General features: G+C 36.3%; 15 protein-coding genes. 10 read left to right on the top strand and 5 right to left on the bottom strand.

Features of this window, described 5'->3' with window-relative positions:
• The first annotated feature begins 3 nt into the window (after window positions 1-3).
• Together JNG87_RS15410 and JNG87_RS15405 are read left to right on the top strand one after the other, a co-directional pair.
• Complete coding sequence (locus JNG87_RS15410; protein WP_110010503.1) at window positions 4-321, top strand: hypothetical protein; 318 nt, start codon at window positions 4-6, stop codon at window positions 319-321.
• Between the two features lie 216 nt (window positions 322-537).
• Window positions 538-1,221, top strand: coding sequence for a hypothetical protein (locus JNG87_RS15405; protein WP_202839356.1), 684 nt, complete (start codon window positions 538-540; stop codon window positions 1,219-1,221).
• 131 nt (window positions 1,222-1,352) lie between these two features.
• Here the strand turns inward: JNG87_RS15405 and JNG87_RS15400 are convergent, their stop codons facing one another.
• From JNG87_RS15400 to JNG87_RS15390, 3 genes are all read right to left on the bottom strand, one after another.
• Complete coding sequence (locus tag JNG87_RS15400) at window positions 1,353-1,871, bottom strand: DUF2911 domain-containing protein (protein WP_110010501.1); 519 nt, start codon at window positions 1,869-1,871, stop codon at window positions 1,353-1,355.
• A 35-nt stretch (window positions 1,872-1,906) separates the two neighbouring features.
• A complete protein-coding gene (locus JNG87_RS15395; protein WP_202839355.1) occupies window positions 1,907-3,598 on the bottom strand; it encodes a sodium:solute symporter in 1,692 nt (563 codons plus the stop codon).
• A 100-nt stretch (window positions 3,599-3,698) separates the two neighbouring features.
• On the bottom strand, window positions 3,699-6,203 hold the full coding sequence (locus JNG87_RS15390; RefSeq protein WP_202839354.1) for a PIG-L family deacetylase: 2,505 nt from the start codon (window positions 6,201-6,203) through the stop codon (window positions 3,699-3,701).
• A gap of 370 nt (window positions 6,204-6,573) precedes the next feature.
• Between JNG87_RS15390 and JNG87_RS15385 the strand changes: the two genes are divergently transcribed.
• Window positions 6,574-7,791: a hypothetical protein gene (locus tag JNG87_RS15385; protein ID WP_202839353.1), complete on the top strand. Its 1,218-nt coding sequence runs from the start codon at window positions 6,574-6,576 to the stop codon at window positions 7,789-7,791.
• 34 nt (window positions 7,792-7,825) lie between these two features.
• Here the strand turns inward: JNG87_RS15385 and JNG87_RS15380 are convergent, their stop codons facing one another.
• Window positions 7,826-8,365: a hypothetical protein gene (locus JNG87_RS15380; RefSeq protein ID WP_202839352.1), complete on the bottom strand. Its 540-nt coding sequence runs from the start codon at window positions 8,363-8,365 to the stop codon at window positions 7,826-7,828.
• 215 nt (window positions 8,366-8,580) lie between these two features.
• Here JNG87_RS15380 and JNG87_RS15375 point away from each other — a divergent pair, with 215 nt between their 5' ends.
• The 5 genes from JNG87_RS15375 (at window position 8,581) to JNG87_RS15355 (ending at window position 12,492) form a co-directional block, all read left to right on the top strand.
• Complete coding sequence (locus tag JNG87_RS15375) at window positions 8,581-8,814, top strand: helix-turn-helix domain-containing protein (protein ID WP_202839350.1); 234 nt, start codon at window positions 8,581-8,583, stop codon at window positions 8,812-8,814.
• 180 nt (window positions 8,815-8,994) lie between these two features.
• A complete protein-coding gene (gene tcmP, locus JNG87_RS15370; RefSeq protein WP_202839349.1) occupies window positions 8,995-9,852 on the top strand; it encodes a three-Cys-motif partner protein TcmP in 858 nt (285 codons plus the stop codon).
• Complete coding sequence (locus JNG87_RS15365) at window positions 9,839-10,564, top strand: DUF5131 family protein (protein ID WP_202839348.1); 726 nt, start codon at window positions 9,839-9,841, stop codon at window positions 10,562-10,564. The genes tcmP and JNG87_RS15365 overlap by 14 nt, the downstream gene beginning before the upstream one ends.
• Window positions 10,565-10,680: 116 nt before the next feature.
• Window positions 10,681-12,231 (top strand): anti-phage dCTP deaminase, encoded by a 1,551-nt coding sequence (locus JNG87_RS15360; protein ID WP_202839347.1) that lies wholly within the window; start codon window positions 10,681-10,683, stop codon window positions 12,229-12,231.
• 3 nt (window positions 12,232-12,234) lie between these two features.
• A complete protein-coding gene (locus JNG87_RS15355) occupies window positions 12,235-12,492 on the top strand; it encodes a hypothetical protein (RefSeq protein WP_202839346.1) in 258 nt (85 codons plus the stop codon).
• Between the two features lie 403 nt (window positions 12,493-12,895).
• Here the strand turns inward: JNG87_RS15355 and JNG87_RS15350 are convergent, their stop codons facing one another.
• Window positions 12,896-13,567 carry a hypothetical protein gene (locus tag JNG87_RS15350; protein WP_202839345.1) on the bottom strand — a complete coding sequence of 224 codons (672 nt, stop codon included), beginning with the start codon at window positions 13,565-13,567 and terminating at the stop codon, window positions 12,896-12,898.
• Between the two features lie 444 nt (window positions 13,568-14,011).
• On the opposite strand from JNG87_RS15350, the gene JNG87_RS15345 reads away from it, so the two are divergent.
• Together JNG87_RS15345 and JNG87_RS15340 are read left to right on the top strand one after the other, a co-directional pair.
• On the top strand, window positions 14,012-14,464 hold the full coding sequence (locus JNG87_RS15345; protein WP_202839344.1) for a PA2169 family four-helix-bundle protein: 453 nt from the start codon (window positions 14,012-14,014) through the stop codon (window positions 14,462-14,464).
• Between the two features lie 106 nt (window positions 14,465-14,570).
• Window positions 14,571-15,119, top strand: coding sequence for a type 1 glutamine amidotransferase domain-containing protein (locus JNG87_RS15340; protein ID WP_202839342.1), 549 nt, complete (start codon window positions 14,571-14,573; stop codon window positions 15,117-15,119).
• Window positions 15,120-15,174: the final 55 nt, after the last annotated feature.

Below are 15,174 nucleotides of genomic sequence, written 5' to 3'. Positions count from 1 at the left end.
ACAATGAATTTACCAAACATTATTTCAGAATTGGTGAAAGCCCAAAACGAATTTAACAGTGCAGCCTATGCAAATTGTTTTGCTGAAAATGCGGAGGTATTTGATGAAGGCAAAACCCATAACGGAAAAGCAGAAATTGAAAGCTGGATTGACAAAGCCAACAAAGATTACAAAGCCAGTATGAAACCATTAGATTATAACGAAAGTGAAAACATCTTATCGGCGGAAGCTTCGGGAACATTTCCGGGCAGCCCAATTGTTTTAAAATATCATTTTCAATTGTCTCACGGACTCATTCAATCTCTGAAAATAACGGGTTAATATTTCAATAAGCCTAAATGTACTGGATTATGCTATAAAGTTCTATATTTCAATGATTTACAGATGATTACTAGAGTCCCTTTGAAACGTAAGCACAGCTTTCATTAAAATCTACTTTTGACCGTTTCGTTTACAGTTGATATACTCTAATTTCGATGTAGGTAACTCAATTATTATTTTCTTCCCTATATTTATTGTTTATTCAATCAAAATCAAATGAATTTAGACTTTGAAACATTTAAAAAAGACATCAATTGGTTTATCAGGCCAAATGATCTTGTTACATTGTATGATACAGAATCAGTTCTGAATCTTTCCGATAATTTTACATCAACATTCCCTAAATTATCTCAACTTATTCAAAGGGCCAGAAAGCTGGAATTTAGTGTAAACAATAATCCCTACCGATTGTTCTCATGGACCAATAAGTACAATAAAAGCTGTGGCTGGTTAACCAAAATTGAGTTAGAAGATACGGATAACATTGTGTTAACAAAAGAACATGAATTATTACTTAAAGAGATAGGCGGGATTTCAGAATCTTATCATCAGCCCGAACCGGCCCTGACTAATAATCAGGACTATTTATTCTTAAAATCTGCCTGCATAACGGGAATCGGCGAATGGGAAGAATATTATGAAAATCTTTGTGAAGAAGAACACAAACAACCGATACAATATAATGACTTCATTTGCTTTGCCCTGGAAGCTAATGGCAATATGACAATGTATGAAAAGAATTCAGGGAAGGTACTTTTATTTGCACATGATCATTGGTTTGAGAATGTTGATCCCCTTGAAGATCAGCCTGAATACACTTTTTACACAATACAAGATGTTGACAATTTTGTAGATTATGTTGAAAAGATGGCTGAGGAATGGTCAGAGGCTGTATTATAATGTAATTGAGACTGTTCTGCATTTTAAAACTTAAACAGGAAATGATTAGAACTGCAACAGCAGCCTTATACAATATCAAAATTGTAAACAAAAAATCCCGGATAAACCGGGATTTTAATTTGTAATTCAAATTATTTTATCTCTACAGGAACTGAGATTTTGTCCCAATCCATTGTAAATCCATTACTGTTTATTTTATAAACTAAAGTTTCCTGTGTTGCTGGCAAAGCTTTTGTTTTTACATCAACACGTAAAGCATCTTTAGCTTGTTCGTATTTATAAGCACCCCATTGTTTTGGTTCTTTGTTAAAAATGGCTGTCCAGGTTCCGCTTTGTTTAGGGATTAAGAAAAAGCTGTATTTACCTGCAGGCAGTTTTTTACCCTGAACGGTAATATCTTTATCCGTTTCAAAAGTAGTGGCTTCATTGGCTCCCGCCCGCCAAACTTTATCATAAGCTTCCAGACCGCCCCAGATTGTACGTCCTTTCACAGAAGGGCTGCTATAGTTTATTGTAATGTTGGCATCTTTAATTTTTCCTGTAGCCGTAGCAGGAGGGCTGGCAGGTTTTTTAGCCTCCTGTGCAAAGGCATTCATTGAGATCGTCATCGTAGCAACAAGTACAGTTGCAGATTTAAGAATCGTTTTCATAATATTTTTATTTGTTTGTTTTTAATATTGTTCGTTTACGAATTTACTGTTTTCTGCTTATAAAACAGCAAACCGATTGCAGAAAATATAATGACTGCTACTGCCCCGATTACATTAAGCCAGAGGAAAGAAACGATATCGAACTGATACACGGCAATAACCGTAATTTCCGATAAAATGGCAGCAATAAATACATTCGGACCGTTGATCTTTTTATAGTAAAATGCAACAAGGAAAATCCCCAATATAGGTCCGTAGAAAAGAGAGCCTAATACGTTAACCGCTTCAATAAGTGAACCCATCTGAGTGGCAAACATAGCTACACCGATTGAAAAAATACCCCAGGCTAAAGTATGCAGGCGGCTGTATTTCAATTCGGTTTTATCATCAGGAATTTCTTTGCTGTATAGTAAATGAATATCTTTTAATGAGCAGGCGGCAAGGGAATTCAGTGCTGCCGAAATGGAACCCCAGCTGGCCAGAAAAATGACGGCAAAAAGCAGCCCGATCATTCCTGCAGGCAGTGTATTTTTCACGAAATACAGGAAAATATAATTCGTGTCCGTTTTCTCTGCATTATAGTTTGAATTATTAATAGCTTCCTCTACCCTTCCATGCAATGCTTTTACTTGCGATTGCGTATCTTTAAAATCCTGAATCGTTTTGGCAAGCTGAGGAGAATTTTGTTCTTTAAGCTTTAAAATTTCTTTCGATTCTGCATTAAATTTTATTTGTAAATCCTGATGCTCTTTTTCAAAAACTGCAGCCTGCTCAGGTTGTTTTTCCTTTAAATACTCATAGGAGCGTTCGTTAAAATAAATCGGAGCCGGTTTCAGAGAAAAGAATGCGAAAAGCAAAGCACCAATCAGGAGAATAGCAAACTGCATGGGAATTTTAACCAGTCCGTTCAACAGCAAGCCCATTTTTGCATTGGTATTATCTTTCGCAGTGATATATCTACCGACCTGGCTCTGGTCCGTACCGAAGTAAGAAAGCGCCAGAAAAAAACCGCCAATCAAGCCACTCCAGATATTGTATTTATCTTTCCAGTCGAATTCGGTGGTGATGACATTGAGTTTCCCGGATTTTCCCGCCAGATACAGCGCATCACTAAAACCAATTCCATCCGGCATATTCTGAATAAGGAGATACCCTGCAAAAGCCATGGTTCCCAGAATAATAAGAAACTGTAATTTCTGGGTATGAGCAATAGCTTTTGCCCCGCCAACATAGGTATAAATCAACAGAATACCACCTGTTAACACATTGGTTACATAAATATTCCAGTTTAAAACACTTGATAAGATGATACTCGGAGCATAAATGCTGATCCCCGTTGACAAACCCCTCGAAAAAAGAAAAAGCAATGAAGTGAGTACCCTTGTTTTTTTATCAAAACGGTTTTCTAAATATTCGTAGGCGGTGTAAACATTTAAGCGCTGAAATATCGGGATGAAAGTAATACAGATCACAATCATCGCCAAAGGCAAACCAAAATAATACTGCACAAAGCGCATTCCGTCTGTATACGCCTGTCCCGGAGCTGAAAGAAATGTAATAGCACTCGCCTGGGTAGCCATAATACCGATCAGCACAATATACCAGGGCATTTTATTATCTGCTTTCAGGTAGGATTCGTTGCTTTTCTGGCCACGGCCGATGAATACGCCGTAAACCACCACTGCAACAAGTGTAATAACGAGAACGGTCCAATCTATAGTACTCATGCCCAGAATTTAGTAAACCAATAATAAAATGCAATCTGCAAGATTAATGCAGCTGTTAATAACAGATACCAGGTATTCCAATTTTTAAGTTTTTTGTTCATTAGTTTTTCTGTGCAGATAAAAAGTTTAGAAATAAACGTGCTGCCCCGGCATTTCCTGCAGGCAGCTGTCTGAAAAATGCCAGTGGCGTATAAATAAAATTACCTTTCCCGTACTTCGCGTATAAAGTTGAACCCTGAAGAGGCTCTTCATCCGTATCGTGCATTTCAAAAAGCGGTTCATACGCTGCATCCCATTGAGCAGGGAAATAGGCACCGCGCTCCTGTACCCAGCCCTTAAAGTCATCCGCAGTGATTCTATTCGGAAAGTTCAGTAGTTTATGATTGGGATTTAAAAACTTTACCGCAGCATTTTCTTCGGTAACCCTTTTATTGGCAATACTGAAGTTGTACATGCCTAATTGATCAACCGTTGTATCCTGGTTGGTGTTATACTGCATCACCAGATTACCTCCGGCTTTTGCATACGACCATAAAAAAGGCATCCAGCGACCCAGCTTTTTCTCCGTGTTGTTGGCACGAACACCAAGCACGATGGCATCATATTGTGATAGTTTGTTCGGACTGCCGTTTCCACCGGATTCATCTATGCTGCCATAAAAATCTCCGTCTTTAAGGATATCTACCTGAACACCTGCAATGCGCAGAAACTCGGGAATGAAATCACCCGCACCTTGTACATACCCCACTTTTTTAACTTTGGCCTGAATATCACCTTTCATCACCGTCACAGTGGCAGGCTCAAAATATTGTAAGGAAGGTAAATGCGGATACTGAATTAACACCTGTTTTTTATGATAAGTGACTCCATCTGCAACATAATTGGCTTCCAGCTGCAAACGGTTTGAGCTTATGGAAGCAAGCTTAGCTTTTGGAATAACATAATCGAAGGTAAAATCTTTCCCTTTTACAGAACTTACTTCAGCACTTCCTAATTTTTCTCCCTTATACATCAGATTCAGAATTCCTTTATTGAACGGTTTGTTGGAATTAACCTTAAAATTTATACTCAATCGTAGATCTTCATTTTCTTTGACCAGATAAAGCGGCTGGATAAATTTCAGCTCCACAGCAGGAACAATGCGCAAGGCTTCCACCACATCACCACGCACCGGATCCAATTTCTTGAAAGATAAAGGAAGCTTAACCTGAAACTTTTCCGAACCGATTTTTAAACCGACCCAAACATTCAATGGTGATTCTGCTTCAGGCAGACCAACTAAAGTTTCATCCGGAACAGCGAAAGTTGCTGCGTTCACAGGTGGTTTTGCCAACCAGTAAGGTTCTGTAACTGCTGCATCCGCAGGAATCTGAATATCATGCTGAATGGTAATTAAAGAATCTTTTGACAGTTCCCTGTTGAAACTTTCTGATTGACTTAACCATTTAACATTTTCTAAAATGACAGGACTTACAGTTCTTGAAATCAGATTTAACCTGAAATTATAATGATCTCCGGCAACCGCTTCAGCCTGATTGGTAACCACCTCACCCATAAACCCGGCACAGCTTAAAATAATGTTGTCAAGAGATTTAATTTTATCCTTTTTCTGGTCCGAATCCCGCAGCGCCATGACCTTTTTTCTTAATGCAAGCAAAGCAGGCAGGCTCTGATCGGGGTTATTGAAATTGAAAGCGGAAATAATCTGATCTAATGACTGGTCAATATCAGCATTTCCCTGTGAAGTCCAGGTTTTAGTAACTCCGTCAAAAAGAGTCGCTTTTGCAGGCTCACCGGCAACATGGGCAAAATATTCTGTTCTGATGCCGGCTACAGACTGGGTTCCTGCACCCTGGCTTTTATGTAAACTTCTGCTTAATCCTGCCAGCTCCCCATAGCCCATTCCCAGTTGCGCATCATATTGCCCAACGGTAACTTTCAGTTGATTTTCAGCTGTAGTATTAACTCCGCCAAACCGGAAAGTATTCCACAATACACGTTTTGGCTGCCATATATTCACATATTTCAGCTGATCCGGGAAAGCCGTTTTATCACCTGCCAGCTTAAAGGCTTTTTCCGCTACCACAGCCGAAGCTGCATGTTGTCCGTGCCCTGCCGCAGCAGTAGGAGGAAAACGACAAATGATAATATCCGGACGGAATTTACGGATTACCCAGACTACATCTGCTGTAATACTGTCTGCATTCCATTGTTTAAAAGTGTCGGTCGTATTTTTAGAAAACCCGAAATCAATCGCACGGGTAAAAAACTGTTGGGCACCGTCTAACTTTCTTGCTTCCAAAAGTTCATGTGTTCTGATTAAACCCAATGCAGCACCTTGTTCTGTGCCTAATAAATTCTGTCCGCCATCACCTCTGGTTAAAGACAGATAGCCCGTTTCTACATTTTGGTCGTTGATTAACCAGGAGAGCAATCCCGTATTCTCATCATCGGGATGAGCTGCAAGGTATAAAACTTTAGGAAGATGTTTCAGCGTTTTGATTTCACGGTAAATTTCAGATGATTTTGAAGGCCGGACCTGCTGGGCCGAACAAAAAACAGTATAAAATCCAAGGATAAATACAGTGCTTACTTTTTTGAACATTTGAATTTGCTTTGCAGGCAAATATAAGTAAATCATCCTTCTTTCAACATTAAAAGAATCAGACTGTGAATTTTACAGAAAGGTTTTTCAAAATTAACCGCAAAGTCCCAAAAGTTTTTATTGCTTAAACACCTTTGATATACTTCTATACACAAAGTAGATAGCTTAGCTTAAAAAGCTTTTGTGGCTTTTATTGCTCGTAAAAAACAAAAATTAAACGGTTAAAAAAATGAAATTTTTATCTTAAAAAACATATCATAATGAAACTGAATATTACCAATTAGTTAATTTTTATCAATCACAAAGGTTTTTTTTTCATTTTTCACAAAAAAAAGAATTATATTTGGTACACACAAAATAACACCCTCATATGAAAACAAAATTTACACACCTCATTGCTATTCTTATTTCAGGAGTTTACTTCGCCCAAGTAGGGATCAACACAGCTTCACCTAAAACAACATTGGATGTATCTGCCACAAGGGACACTTCAGGAGTGATTACGAATAACACACAAACATTCGGATTACAGGCCCCAAGGCTTACCAGAGCTGAGCTTACAGCCAATACCGCTACCTATGGCACCAATCAGACCGGCGCATTGATTTATATTACGGACGTCACCGGCGGAGATGCCACAGGGCAACGTATCAATGTTACTGCTATGGGCTATTATTATTTTGACGGAACAGTATGGCAAAGACTGACACAGGCAACCAATGCCGTAGCTCCGGCAATTTCTACATTACAGTGTACCACAGCTTACTTAAGTCCTTCTAATTATACTCCCGGTACTCCTTACACCGGAAACCTGAGAGTTACTTATAGCGGAGGAAACGGCGGAGCATATAATTCAGGAACTCCTTTTACGATCAACGGATTAACTTTCCAGCTAAGACCGGGAACTTTAGAGTTTGGTGATGGCGAACTGGTATTCTCAGTAAGCGGAACTCCCACCACCGCTAATGACATGACTATTCCGATGACCAACAGTACGGTTTCTTTCCTAACAGCAGCGCAAAACTGTACCGCTACAGTGGGAAATAGCAGCCGTGCAGACATTACTCCTGTTGCTGTGATGGGATATCCCACCCTAACAACCGATTCCAACGGGAAACAAGCCTATACTTTTCCTCTTGCTACCCCGGATGGTAAGTATTCTATCAGAGTAATATTTGACACCACCAGTGGTACAACCGCTGCAGTTCCAAATGTACAGTTATTTAATAATACAGGGGCTACCGTGAATCTATATTGGAATTACAATACCGAATATGGCGGTTATATTGGAGCAGCTCAAACTACCAACAATATTACTTCAGGAGTATGGGGCGGTATGGGAGATGCAACAGCTACCTGGTTTCCTCAAGGCACCGGAGCAGTAGGAAGCGCTTACTGGGGGAACGCAGGGATTATAGATGGTTCCAGTGGCGGACCTGAGCATAGAAGATATACCTGGATAGACAGCAACGCTTCTTCAAAAACTGCTTATACCGCAACCATTATGGCAGGAGCCCCCACCTCAGGGAGTGCCCAACCCAACCTTTCTAAAATTTACATAAAGATAGAGCAAGTAAAAGCTCAATAATATAATGCCCCTGAAAAAGGGGCATTTTTTATTTTTAATGGGTTTCAGCTATCTTCTTTTCTCTTCTTCTCTGAAGAATAAGGTGTGCAGCATCCAGCATTTTCACCGTATGAATATAGGGCATAACGATATTCCTTTCCGGTAGATTTTCATAAACACCCATTGAAAAATAGACGATTCCGGACATAAAATAATCAAATTCTTTGAGGGTGTAGGCTCTGAATGCTTTTTTGAAAACCAGCAGAGGATTCCGGTATTCTTTCTCCGAAAGCAGACCAAGAACCCAAGGGGAAATTTTTTCCGATTGTGTATCGACCGTCCATTTTCTGTCCTTCAGCATCATGAGATAGCCCGCCCGGATCAATGACCTCATCGACTGATGAAACTGGAAGATCACCGCCGGATCTTCATGGATCCAGCTGTTTCTCTTTACTGCATAATTCATAATGTTGCTGAGCCTTTCTTTGGAAACATCCAGCTCATTGAACTGAAAGAATGTTTCTATCAGCTGCAAGCCGGCGTTCTTCTTTTCTGCCCGAAACCGGGAATCTAAGTTTGTTCTGCTTTTTTTCATTGTTTGTGTTTTTTAGTGTTGAAATTTTTCTTAACCATTAAGAGCTTTTAAGGGGTGAAGAATCGTTAAGCTATAGCTGAAGCTATTTTTTAAGCGAACCGTTTTATTCTTCTTCAATTTTCTTAATGGGTTATTTTTTTATAAATGTAAGAAAAGAAATCCAATTACGGTCGATCGACCGTAATTTTTTATTATTTAATTATTTCATTTGTTCTATGACAGATATAAACGAAAAAATTTGTTCATACATTACAAAAAAATGGTTGATACCTTGGCTTCAGGAAGGCAAGTCACAAAATTCTTTTGCCAAAAATCATGGTGTAGAAGAAAGTACCATTAGAAAAATTAAAAGTGAAAAAACTTACAGAATACCCGTTGAAACACTTTTTAAAATATGTGAAGCAAGAAAAATTAGTTTATCTGATTTCTTTAAACTTATAAATGAATAATCCTGACGAGAGTTGGGATTTTTTTTGTGACAAAATTTTCGAAATCTTCAAGAAATTCCGTAAAAATACTGATTGAAAATTTTAAGAGGATTTTTATTTTTGGTGTTTACGGGAAACCATAAACTTCTAATAAAATGGTTTTTTATATTTGAATTTTATTGATAATTAAACCATTATTAAATGAATCAATTTGGCGGGAATTGGAGCGAAAATAAAATCGAAATTTTAGTTGAATACGCAAGTGCATATCTTACTATCATGAAAAAATATGCAGACAAATACAATTGGCAATTATTATATTTTGATGGTTTTGCTGGTTCGGGTCATATTAAAGGAGACGACGAAAAAGAAAGTCCAATTGTAGGTTCTGCTACAAGGATTCTAAAAATAAACGAACCTAGAAGTTTCGATATATATTATTTTGTAGAAAAGGAAAAAGAATTTGCAGATTTATTGCGTAAAGCAACAGTTGAGAGTTTTCCAGATAAAAAAATATTTATTGCAAACACTGATTGTAACGAAAAGATAGAATCATTAAGCAAATTTCTAACAACAAAAAAAGGAAAAAGATTTAAATCCCTCGCCTACATTGATCCTTATGGAATGCAGCTTAATTGGAAATCATTAGAAACTTTAGAGAAACATTCTGTTGATGTTTGGATTTTAGTTCCAACAGGAATGGGGGTCAATAGACTTTTAAAAAATGATGGAAATATTTCTGACGCCTGGCTATCAAGATTAGAAATATTTTTGGGTATGACAAAAGAAGACATTCTACCTTATTTTTATCGAGAAAAAATTGTCTATACTTTATTTGGGGAAGAAACTAAAATATCAAAGGAAAATAATGCAATAGAAAAATCGGCACAGTTATACGAAGACAGATTAAAAAAGCTTTTTAAATTTGTATCTAAGCCATATATATTAAAAAATAAAATGAATTCTGTAATGTTTCATTTTTTTATGGCTTCAAATAATAGACAAGCAGTAAAAATTGCAAATGACATAACTAAAAAATATAATAATGGCACAATCTAGTATTGAATGGACAGAAATGACTTGGAATCCTACAACTGGCTGTGATAAAATATCAGCAGGTTGTAAATTTTGTTACGCTGAAATTATGTCAAAAAGATTAAAATCAATGGGTGTCGAAAAATATAAAGATAATTTTGAAATTAGAACACATGAAGATGCATTGAAAATTCCTTACACTTGGAAAAATTCCAAAGTTGTTTTTGTTAACTCTATGAGTGACTTATTTCACAAAGATATACCTCTTGACTTTATTAAAAAGGTTTTTAAAGTAATGAACAATAATCCTCAACATGTTTTTCAAGTTTTAACTAAACGTTCAGAAAGATTACTTGAACTTCATACCGAATTAAAATGGACTCATAATATCTGGATGGGAGTTTCTGTAGAAAACGAAAAAGTAAAAGAGAGAATCGATTATTTACGACAAACAAATGCCAAAGTTAAATTCTTATCACTAGAACCTTTAATTGGACCTTTATCCAATCTAAATCTTGAAAGGATCGATTGGGTAATTGTTGGAGGCGAAAGTGGTCATAGACCAAGGCCAATTCATTCGGAGTGGGTCATTGATATTCAAGAGCAATGTGAGAAAAATGAGGTAGCTTTCTTTTTTAAACAATGGGGCGGGAAAAATAAAAAAGCAAGCGGTCGTATTTTAAATGGGAGAACATATGACGAGATGCCTGAAATTGACCTACAACATAGTGTTTAGAAATGATTTTTTTAAAAAAAATTTAAGACTATTACAAGAGAAATACTTACTATAATATCCTTATATAATTATTGGCTTAAATATTTTTCTTATATAATTAATAACCAAAAACAAACATGGGCGAACCTGCTTATAATCTAGAATTATTTAAAACAAAAAAAAACTCATCGACTTTAGAAAAATTCGAAAATACTTTAACGGAGGAATTACTTTTTGCAATTTGCTCTCCTATTGGTTCTCTAAAAGAAAAAGTTATCGAAAAATTAAAGTATAAATTGGAAACAGAGTACAATTACGATGTTCACATTATAAAAATGAGTAATTTCATTGATGAGTATGATTTTTCCACTGAAGAATTAGGCGATTTACCAACAATTCCTGAAGGCACTCCTATTTTTAAAGAATACTTCGAAAAAATTAACAAAGGTAATATCATTAGAAAGCATAACACTAACGAAAGATTAGCAGAATATGCAGTTAAAAAAATTCATATTGCTCGAGTTGAAAATGCAAAAAAAGAAGATGGCTTTCACCCAAAATCAACAGATTTTGAATCACAAAGAGTATGTTACATTATTGATTCAATTAAAACAAAAGAAGAGTTATTATTATTAAGGAATATCTATTCTGAGAATTTTTATTCTATAAGTTTATTTTCTCCTTTAAATGATAGAAAATCAAACTTAAAAGCAAAAAAATTTGATGAAACTGAAATTGTGCAAATAATTGAAATTGATGATAAACAAAAATACAATTATGGACAAAATGTACGAGATGCTTTTGTAGAAGGAGATTTTTTTATTCGAATCTCAAAAGATAATGTTCCCAAGATAGAAAACAAAATATCAAGATTCTTACATTTAATTTTTGAAACATCAATAGTTACTCCAACTATAGAAGAAATTGCTATGTATAATGCTAAAGCTGCAGCAGGAAATTCCGCATGTTTATCAAGACAAGTAGGAGCTTGTATAATTGATGATAAAAATAATATTCTTTCAATTGGCTGGAATGATGTTCCAAAATTTGGAGGAAATTTGTATACAACTGATTCTAATGTTGATCATAGATGTTTTAATCATGAATTTTGTAGTAACGATAAGCAAAAAAATAATGTTGTAGATAATATTGTGTCTTCTATATTATCAGACTCTCAGTTTGAAGCATTACAAAGAATATCAAATGTTGAATCATTACTACGGGACAACATTATAAATAATACTAAAGTTAAAGATTTAATAGAATTTTCAAGGTCTGTACATGCGGAAATGCATGCAATTATACAAGGCGCAATAACGACAGGAAATAAAATTTTAGAAGGAAAGCTATTCTGTACAACATATCCTTGTCATAATTGCGCAAGACATATAATTGCAGCCGGTATTAAGGAAGTTTATTATATTGAACCATATGTGAAAAGTTTATGCCTTACATTACATGAGGATGCTATGACAGAAAATGAGGATTCAATAGATAAAGTTAAACTTTTAATTTTTGATGGAATATCTCCTAACAAATATTTATCTTTTTTTACTAATTTAGCCGAAAGAAAAAGAAAAGGGAATCTTGTAAAAAAAGACTATAAGACTGTAAAACCTAAAAGCAGTAAATCTCTTCAAGCATTATCAACTTTAGAAGAGCAAGCAGTTTTAACTTTAAATTCTTAAGGTATGGATAAAAAAGTAGCGGATAAAAAAGTAATTCAATTAGAATTTGATTTTAGTCATTCTTATTCAGCAGAAAGCATATTTTCTGCTAATAGGGCTGTTATTTCTTTAAACCATCGTTATGATAGAATTAAAAAACATTATAATAAAAATCATAAGATTGCTCAAATAATAAATATTGAAGATTCTATTAATAAAATTAAAAGAGAGAGAGAATCAGAAATAATAAACTTTATTGTTAATAATTCGAAATCATTTTAATTCCTTGTACTATGAAGTCTCTAAAATTTGGAGCAAGTTTTAGGAAATGATTATCTACTAAACTCAAAATCAAAAAACACCCTGCTCTCCGAAGCCTCCCAACTTCGGAGCAAGTTCAAAGAAAAAAAACTTATTTCACCAGCTTAAAATCAGGATCATTTCCATACCAAAAATCAAAGAAAATCCCAGCTTTTCGTTGGGATTTTTAAGCAAGTCGTGACTGATCTGAAGTTTCTAAGCTATTTCATCAAGTTAATAAGCAAATCCAAGTCTATTTTTAACATGCTTACTTTCTTCCTCTCTTAATTTCTGATTGGTCATAATTTCATGTTCTTTATTTTTTTGGATAACCTACCTTAATCAACAACTCAAAGTCGGAAAACTTTGCGAAGAGAAATAACTATTATGTTTTTCTAATTCTATCCCTCGTAAGATAGATATAACTAAACATACAAAACGTCGCCACCGCCCCGAAAGTATGCCATAAAAAGTGTGTCCCGAAGCTGAACCATTCCCATTTATCAGCGATACGGAAAGTCAGTGCAAAAACAAAGGACAGCACCGCAAAACCTACCCATTTGCCGGCTTTCCATTGGGTATACATCAGATACCTGAGTACCGAGAAAACTACCAATGAGGCCATGATAGCATAATTGACGTTGATAAAAAGAGAAGGATTATCGATCAGAATCCAGTTTCTTAAAGCAAACATCAGAATGACATATCCCAGAACCATTACAGCAGCATAATACCATCTGGTGCTCTGCGCTACAAAATAAAACCCGGCAGACAAGCATAATAGCATAATCGGAAGCCAGTCCATCATAATAAAGACAGGCCATTGTCTGAAAGAATGGTAAACCGTTCCCCCAATGGCACCGATATATAATAAAACCAGGCAGTAGGTTAAAAAAGGATATTCTTTGAAGTTATCTTTCAGCTTAATGGTCCAGAAAATGGCTATGGCTAAAAACAATAAGGCTGTTAATGCATTGAAAGGCTCAGGGAACAACTGAGTCATATCTGTTTCTTTATATAACAGGCCTCCATCCGGAGGTATCGGGTTTATCGGCATTGTCTTTTTTTATTATATGGACAGGCCTGTTTTAGGATGTAAAATACAAACACAAGCCATTTTTCTAAACGTGAGTAAATCATACACTTACTTCTTCTAAATATAGAAAAAATTATGGCATCATCTCTGTGCGTGCCCGATATATTTATTACAGCTGCCCTTCTACTCCATCAGATGAAGCAATGCTGAAACCGTTATCAATTCTTTTTGCTGATAAAATAGCTGCCGGTAAACGCTTTTTCAGGGAAGCATTTATTCGTAGTACAAAAACGAATAAACCTCTGTGGTGCTTTTGATTATGGAGTTCTTTGCAGTTCTTCAGGTATTTTAATTAAGATTTGTTTTCAAAATTTTAAGTTTTTTTTAAATACCACATCTTTGCAGATATCCCGTTTGAGGCATAGCACTTGCAAAGTTCATAGTACCAATTTAAAATATAAAAATATGAACAACGAGAAAACAGTTTCAGTATTGAATGATTTACTGAACATTACCAACGACAGAATTCAGGGATTTTCAAAAGTGGAAGACAAAGTTTGGGATGAGTATCCACAGCTGAGAGCAGACTATGATACCATGGTAGCCCAGTCTCACAAGATGAAAAACGAATTGAGCAACCTGATCACCGAAAGAGGAGGCACACCGGACCAATCGGGATCTACTGCAGGCGCCATCCACAGAGCATGGATTGATGTTAAAAATTCTTTTGCCACAGATACAGCCGGCTCTACGTTAGGAAATGTTGTATATGGTGAAAGTGCTGCTATAGATGCGTATCAGGATGCATTAGACAGCGGTGATCTTTGCCCGGAAAGTTCCAGAGTGGTATTGGATCAGCTTCATCAGCTTAAGGCTTCTCATGATAAATTTGAAGTTCTTGAAGATTTAAAGAAGTAGATATCCTCTTTCTCATGAGGTAAGTTTTTATTTAATCATCACACAACAATCGGACGTTGTAATCGGAGGTCATAAATCTTCCGAACTTAACACAAAAAACAGTACTATGTCAAAGAAAATCGCAATACTGGCCACACATGGCTTTGAAGAGAGTGAACTAAGCTCACCTAAAGAATATCTGGAACAACAGGGATGGACCGCCCATATCGTAAGTCCTGAACCGGGAAGCATTAAAGCCTGGGCAGAAAAAGACTGGGGAAAGGAATATCCTGTAGATCAAACGCTGGACAATGCAGCCGCTTCAGACTATGATGCGCTGGTATTACCGGGAGGAGTTATTAATCCCGATCAGCTGAGAACCAATGAAAAAGCACTCACCTTTGTAAAAGATTTTTTTGCCCAGCATAAACCTGTAGCAGCCATTTGCCACGGACCGCAGGTACTGATCAACGCGGGTGTGGTAGAAGGCCGGAATCTGACTTCCGTCAACTCCATCAGCCAGGATTTAAAAAATGCAGGCGCACGCTGGGAAGACAGCGAGGTGGTAGTAGATGAGGGACTTGTTACGAGCAGAACACCAAAAGATCTTCCTGCCTTTAATGCCAAAATGGTAGAAGAGATCAGGGAAGGAAAACATGAGGAACAAACGCTCTGAAACTAAAAAGTCTGGTTCTGCCAGACTTTTTTCTTCTCTCCAAATTTGATAAGAG

It is taken from the genome of Chryseobacterium cucumeris (genome assembly GCF_016775705.1).
Lineage (GTDB): Bacteria > Bacteroidota > Bacteroidia > Flavobacteriales > Weeksellaceae > Chryseobacterium > Chryseobacterium cupriresistens.
This window is presented reverse-complemented; position numbering and strand designations above follow the sequence as displayed.

Bases quoted from the DNA above. Each gene is read 5' to 3' on its own strand.
- JNG87_RS15340 (WP_202839342.1), top strand. From the start codon at position 14,571: ATGTCAAAGAAAATCGCAATACTGGCCACACATGGCTTTGAAGAGAGT.
- tcmP (WP_202839349.1), top strand. From the start codon at position 8,995: ATGAATCAATTTGGCGGGAATTGGAGCGAAAATAAAATCGAAATTTTA.
- JNG87_RS15390 (WP_202839354.1), bottom strand. From the start codon at position 6,203: ATGTTCAAAAAAGTAAGCACTGTATTTATCCTTGGATTTTATACTGTT.
- JNG87_RS15405 (WP_202839356.1), top strand. From the start codon at position 538: ATGAATTTAGACTTTGAAACATTTAAAAAAGACATCAATTGGTTTATC.
- JNG87_RS15360 (WP_202839347.1), top strand. From the start codon at position 10,681: ATGGGCGAACCTGCTTATAATCTAGAATTATTTAAAACAAAAAAAAAC.
- JNG87_RS15365 (WP_202839348.1), top strand. From the start codon at position 9,839: ATGGCACAATCTAGTATTGAATGGACAGAAATGACTTGGAATCCTACA.
- JNG87_RS15350 (WP_202839345.1), bottom strand. From the start codon at position 13,567: ATGCCGATAAACCCGATACCTCCGGATGGAGGCCTGTTATATAAAGAA.
- JNG87_RS15345 (WP_202839344.1), top strand. From the start codon at position 14,012: ATGAACAACGAGAAAACAGTTTCAGTATTGAATGATTTACTGAACATT.
- JNG87_RS15355 (WP_202839346.1), top strand. From the start codon at position 12,235: ATGGATAAAAAAGTAGCGGATAAAAAAGTAATTCAATTAGAATTTGAT.
- JNG87_RS15410 (WP_110010503.1), top strand. From the start codon at position 4: ATGAATTTACCAAACATTATTTCAGAATTGGTGAAAGCCCAAAACGAA.
- JNG87_RS15400 (WP_110010501.1), bottom strand. From the start codon at position 1,871: ATGAAAACGATTCTTAAATCTGCAACTGTACTTGTTGCTACGATGACG.
- JNG87_RS15375 (WP_202839350.1), top strand. From the start codon at position 8,581: ATGACAGATATAAACGAAAAAATTTGTTCATACATTACAAAAAAATGG.
- JNG87_RS15380 (WP_202839352.1), bottom strand. From the start codon at position 8,365: ATGAAAAAAAGCAGAACAAACTTAGATTCCCGGTTTCGGGCAGAAAAG.
- JNG87_RS15385 (WP_202839353.1), top strand. From the start codon at position 6,574: ATGAAAACAAAATTTACACACCTCATTGCTATTCTTATTTCAGGAGTT.
- JNG87_RS15395 (WP_202839355.1), bottom strand. From the start codon at position 3,598: ATGAGTACTATAGATTGGACCGTTCTCGTTATTACACTTGTTGCAGTG.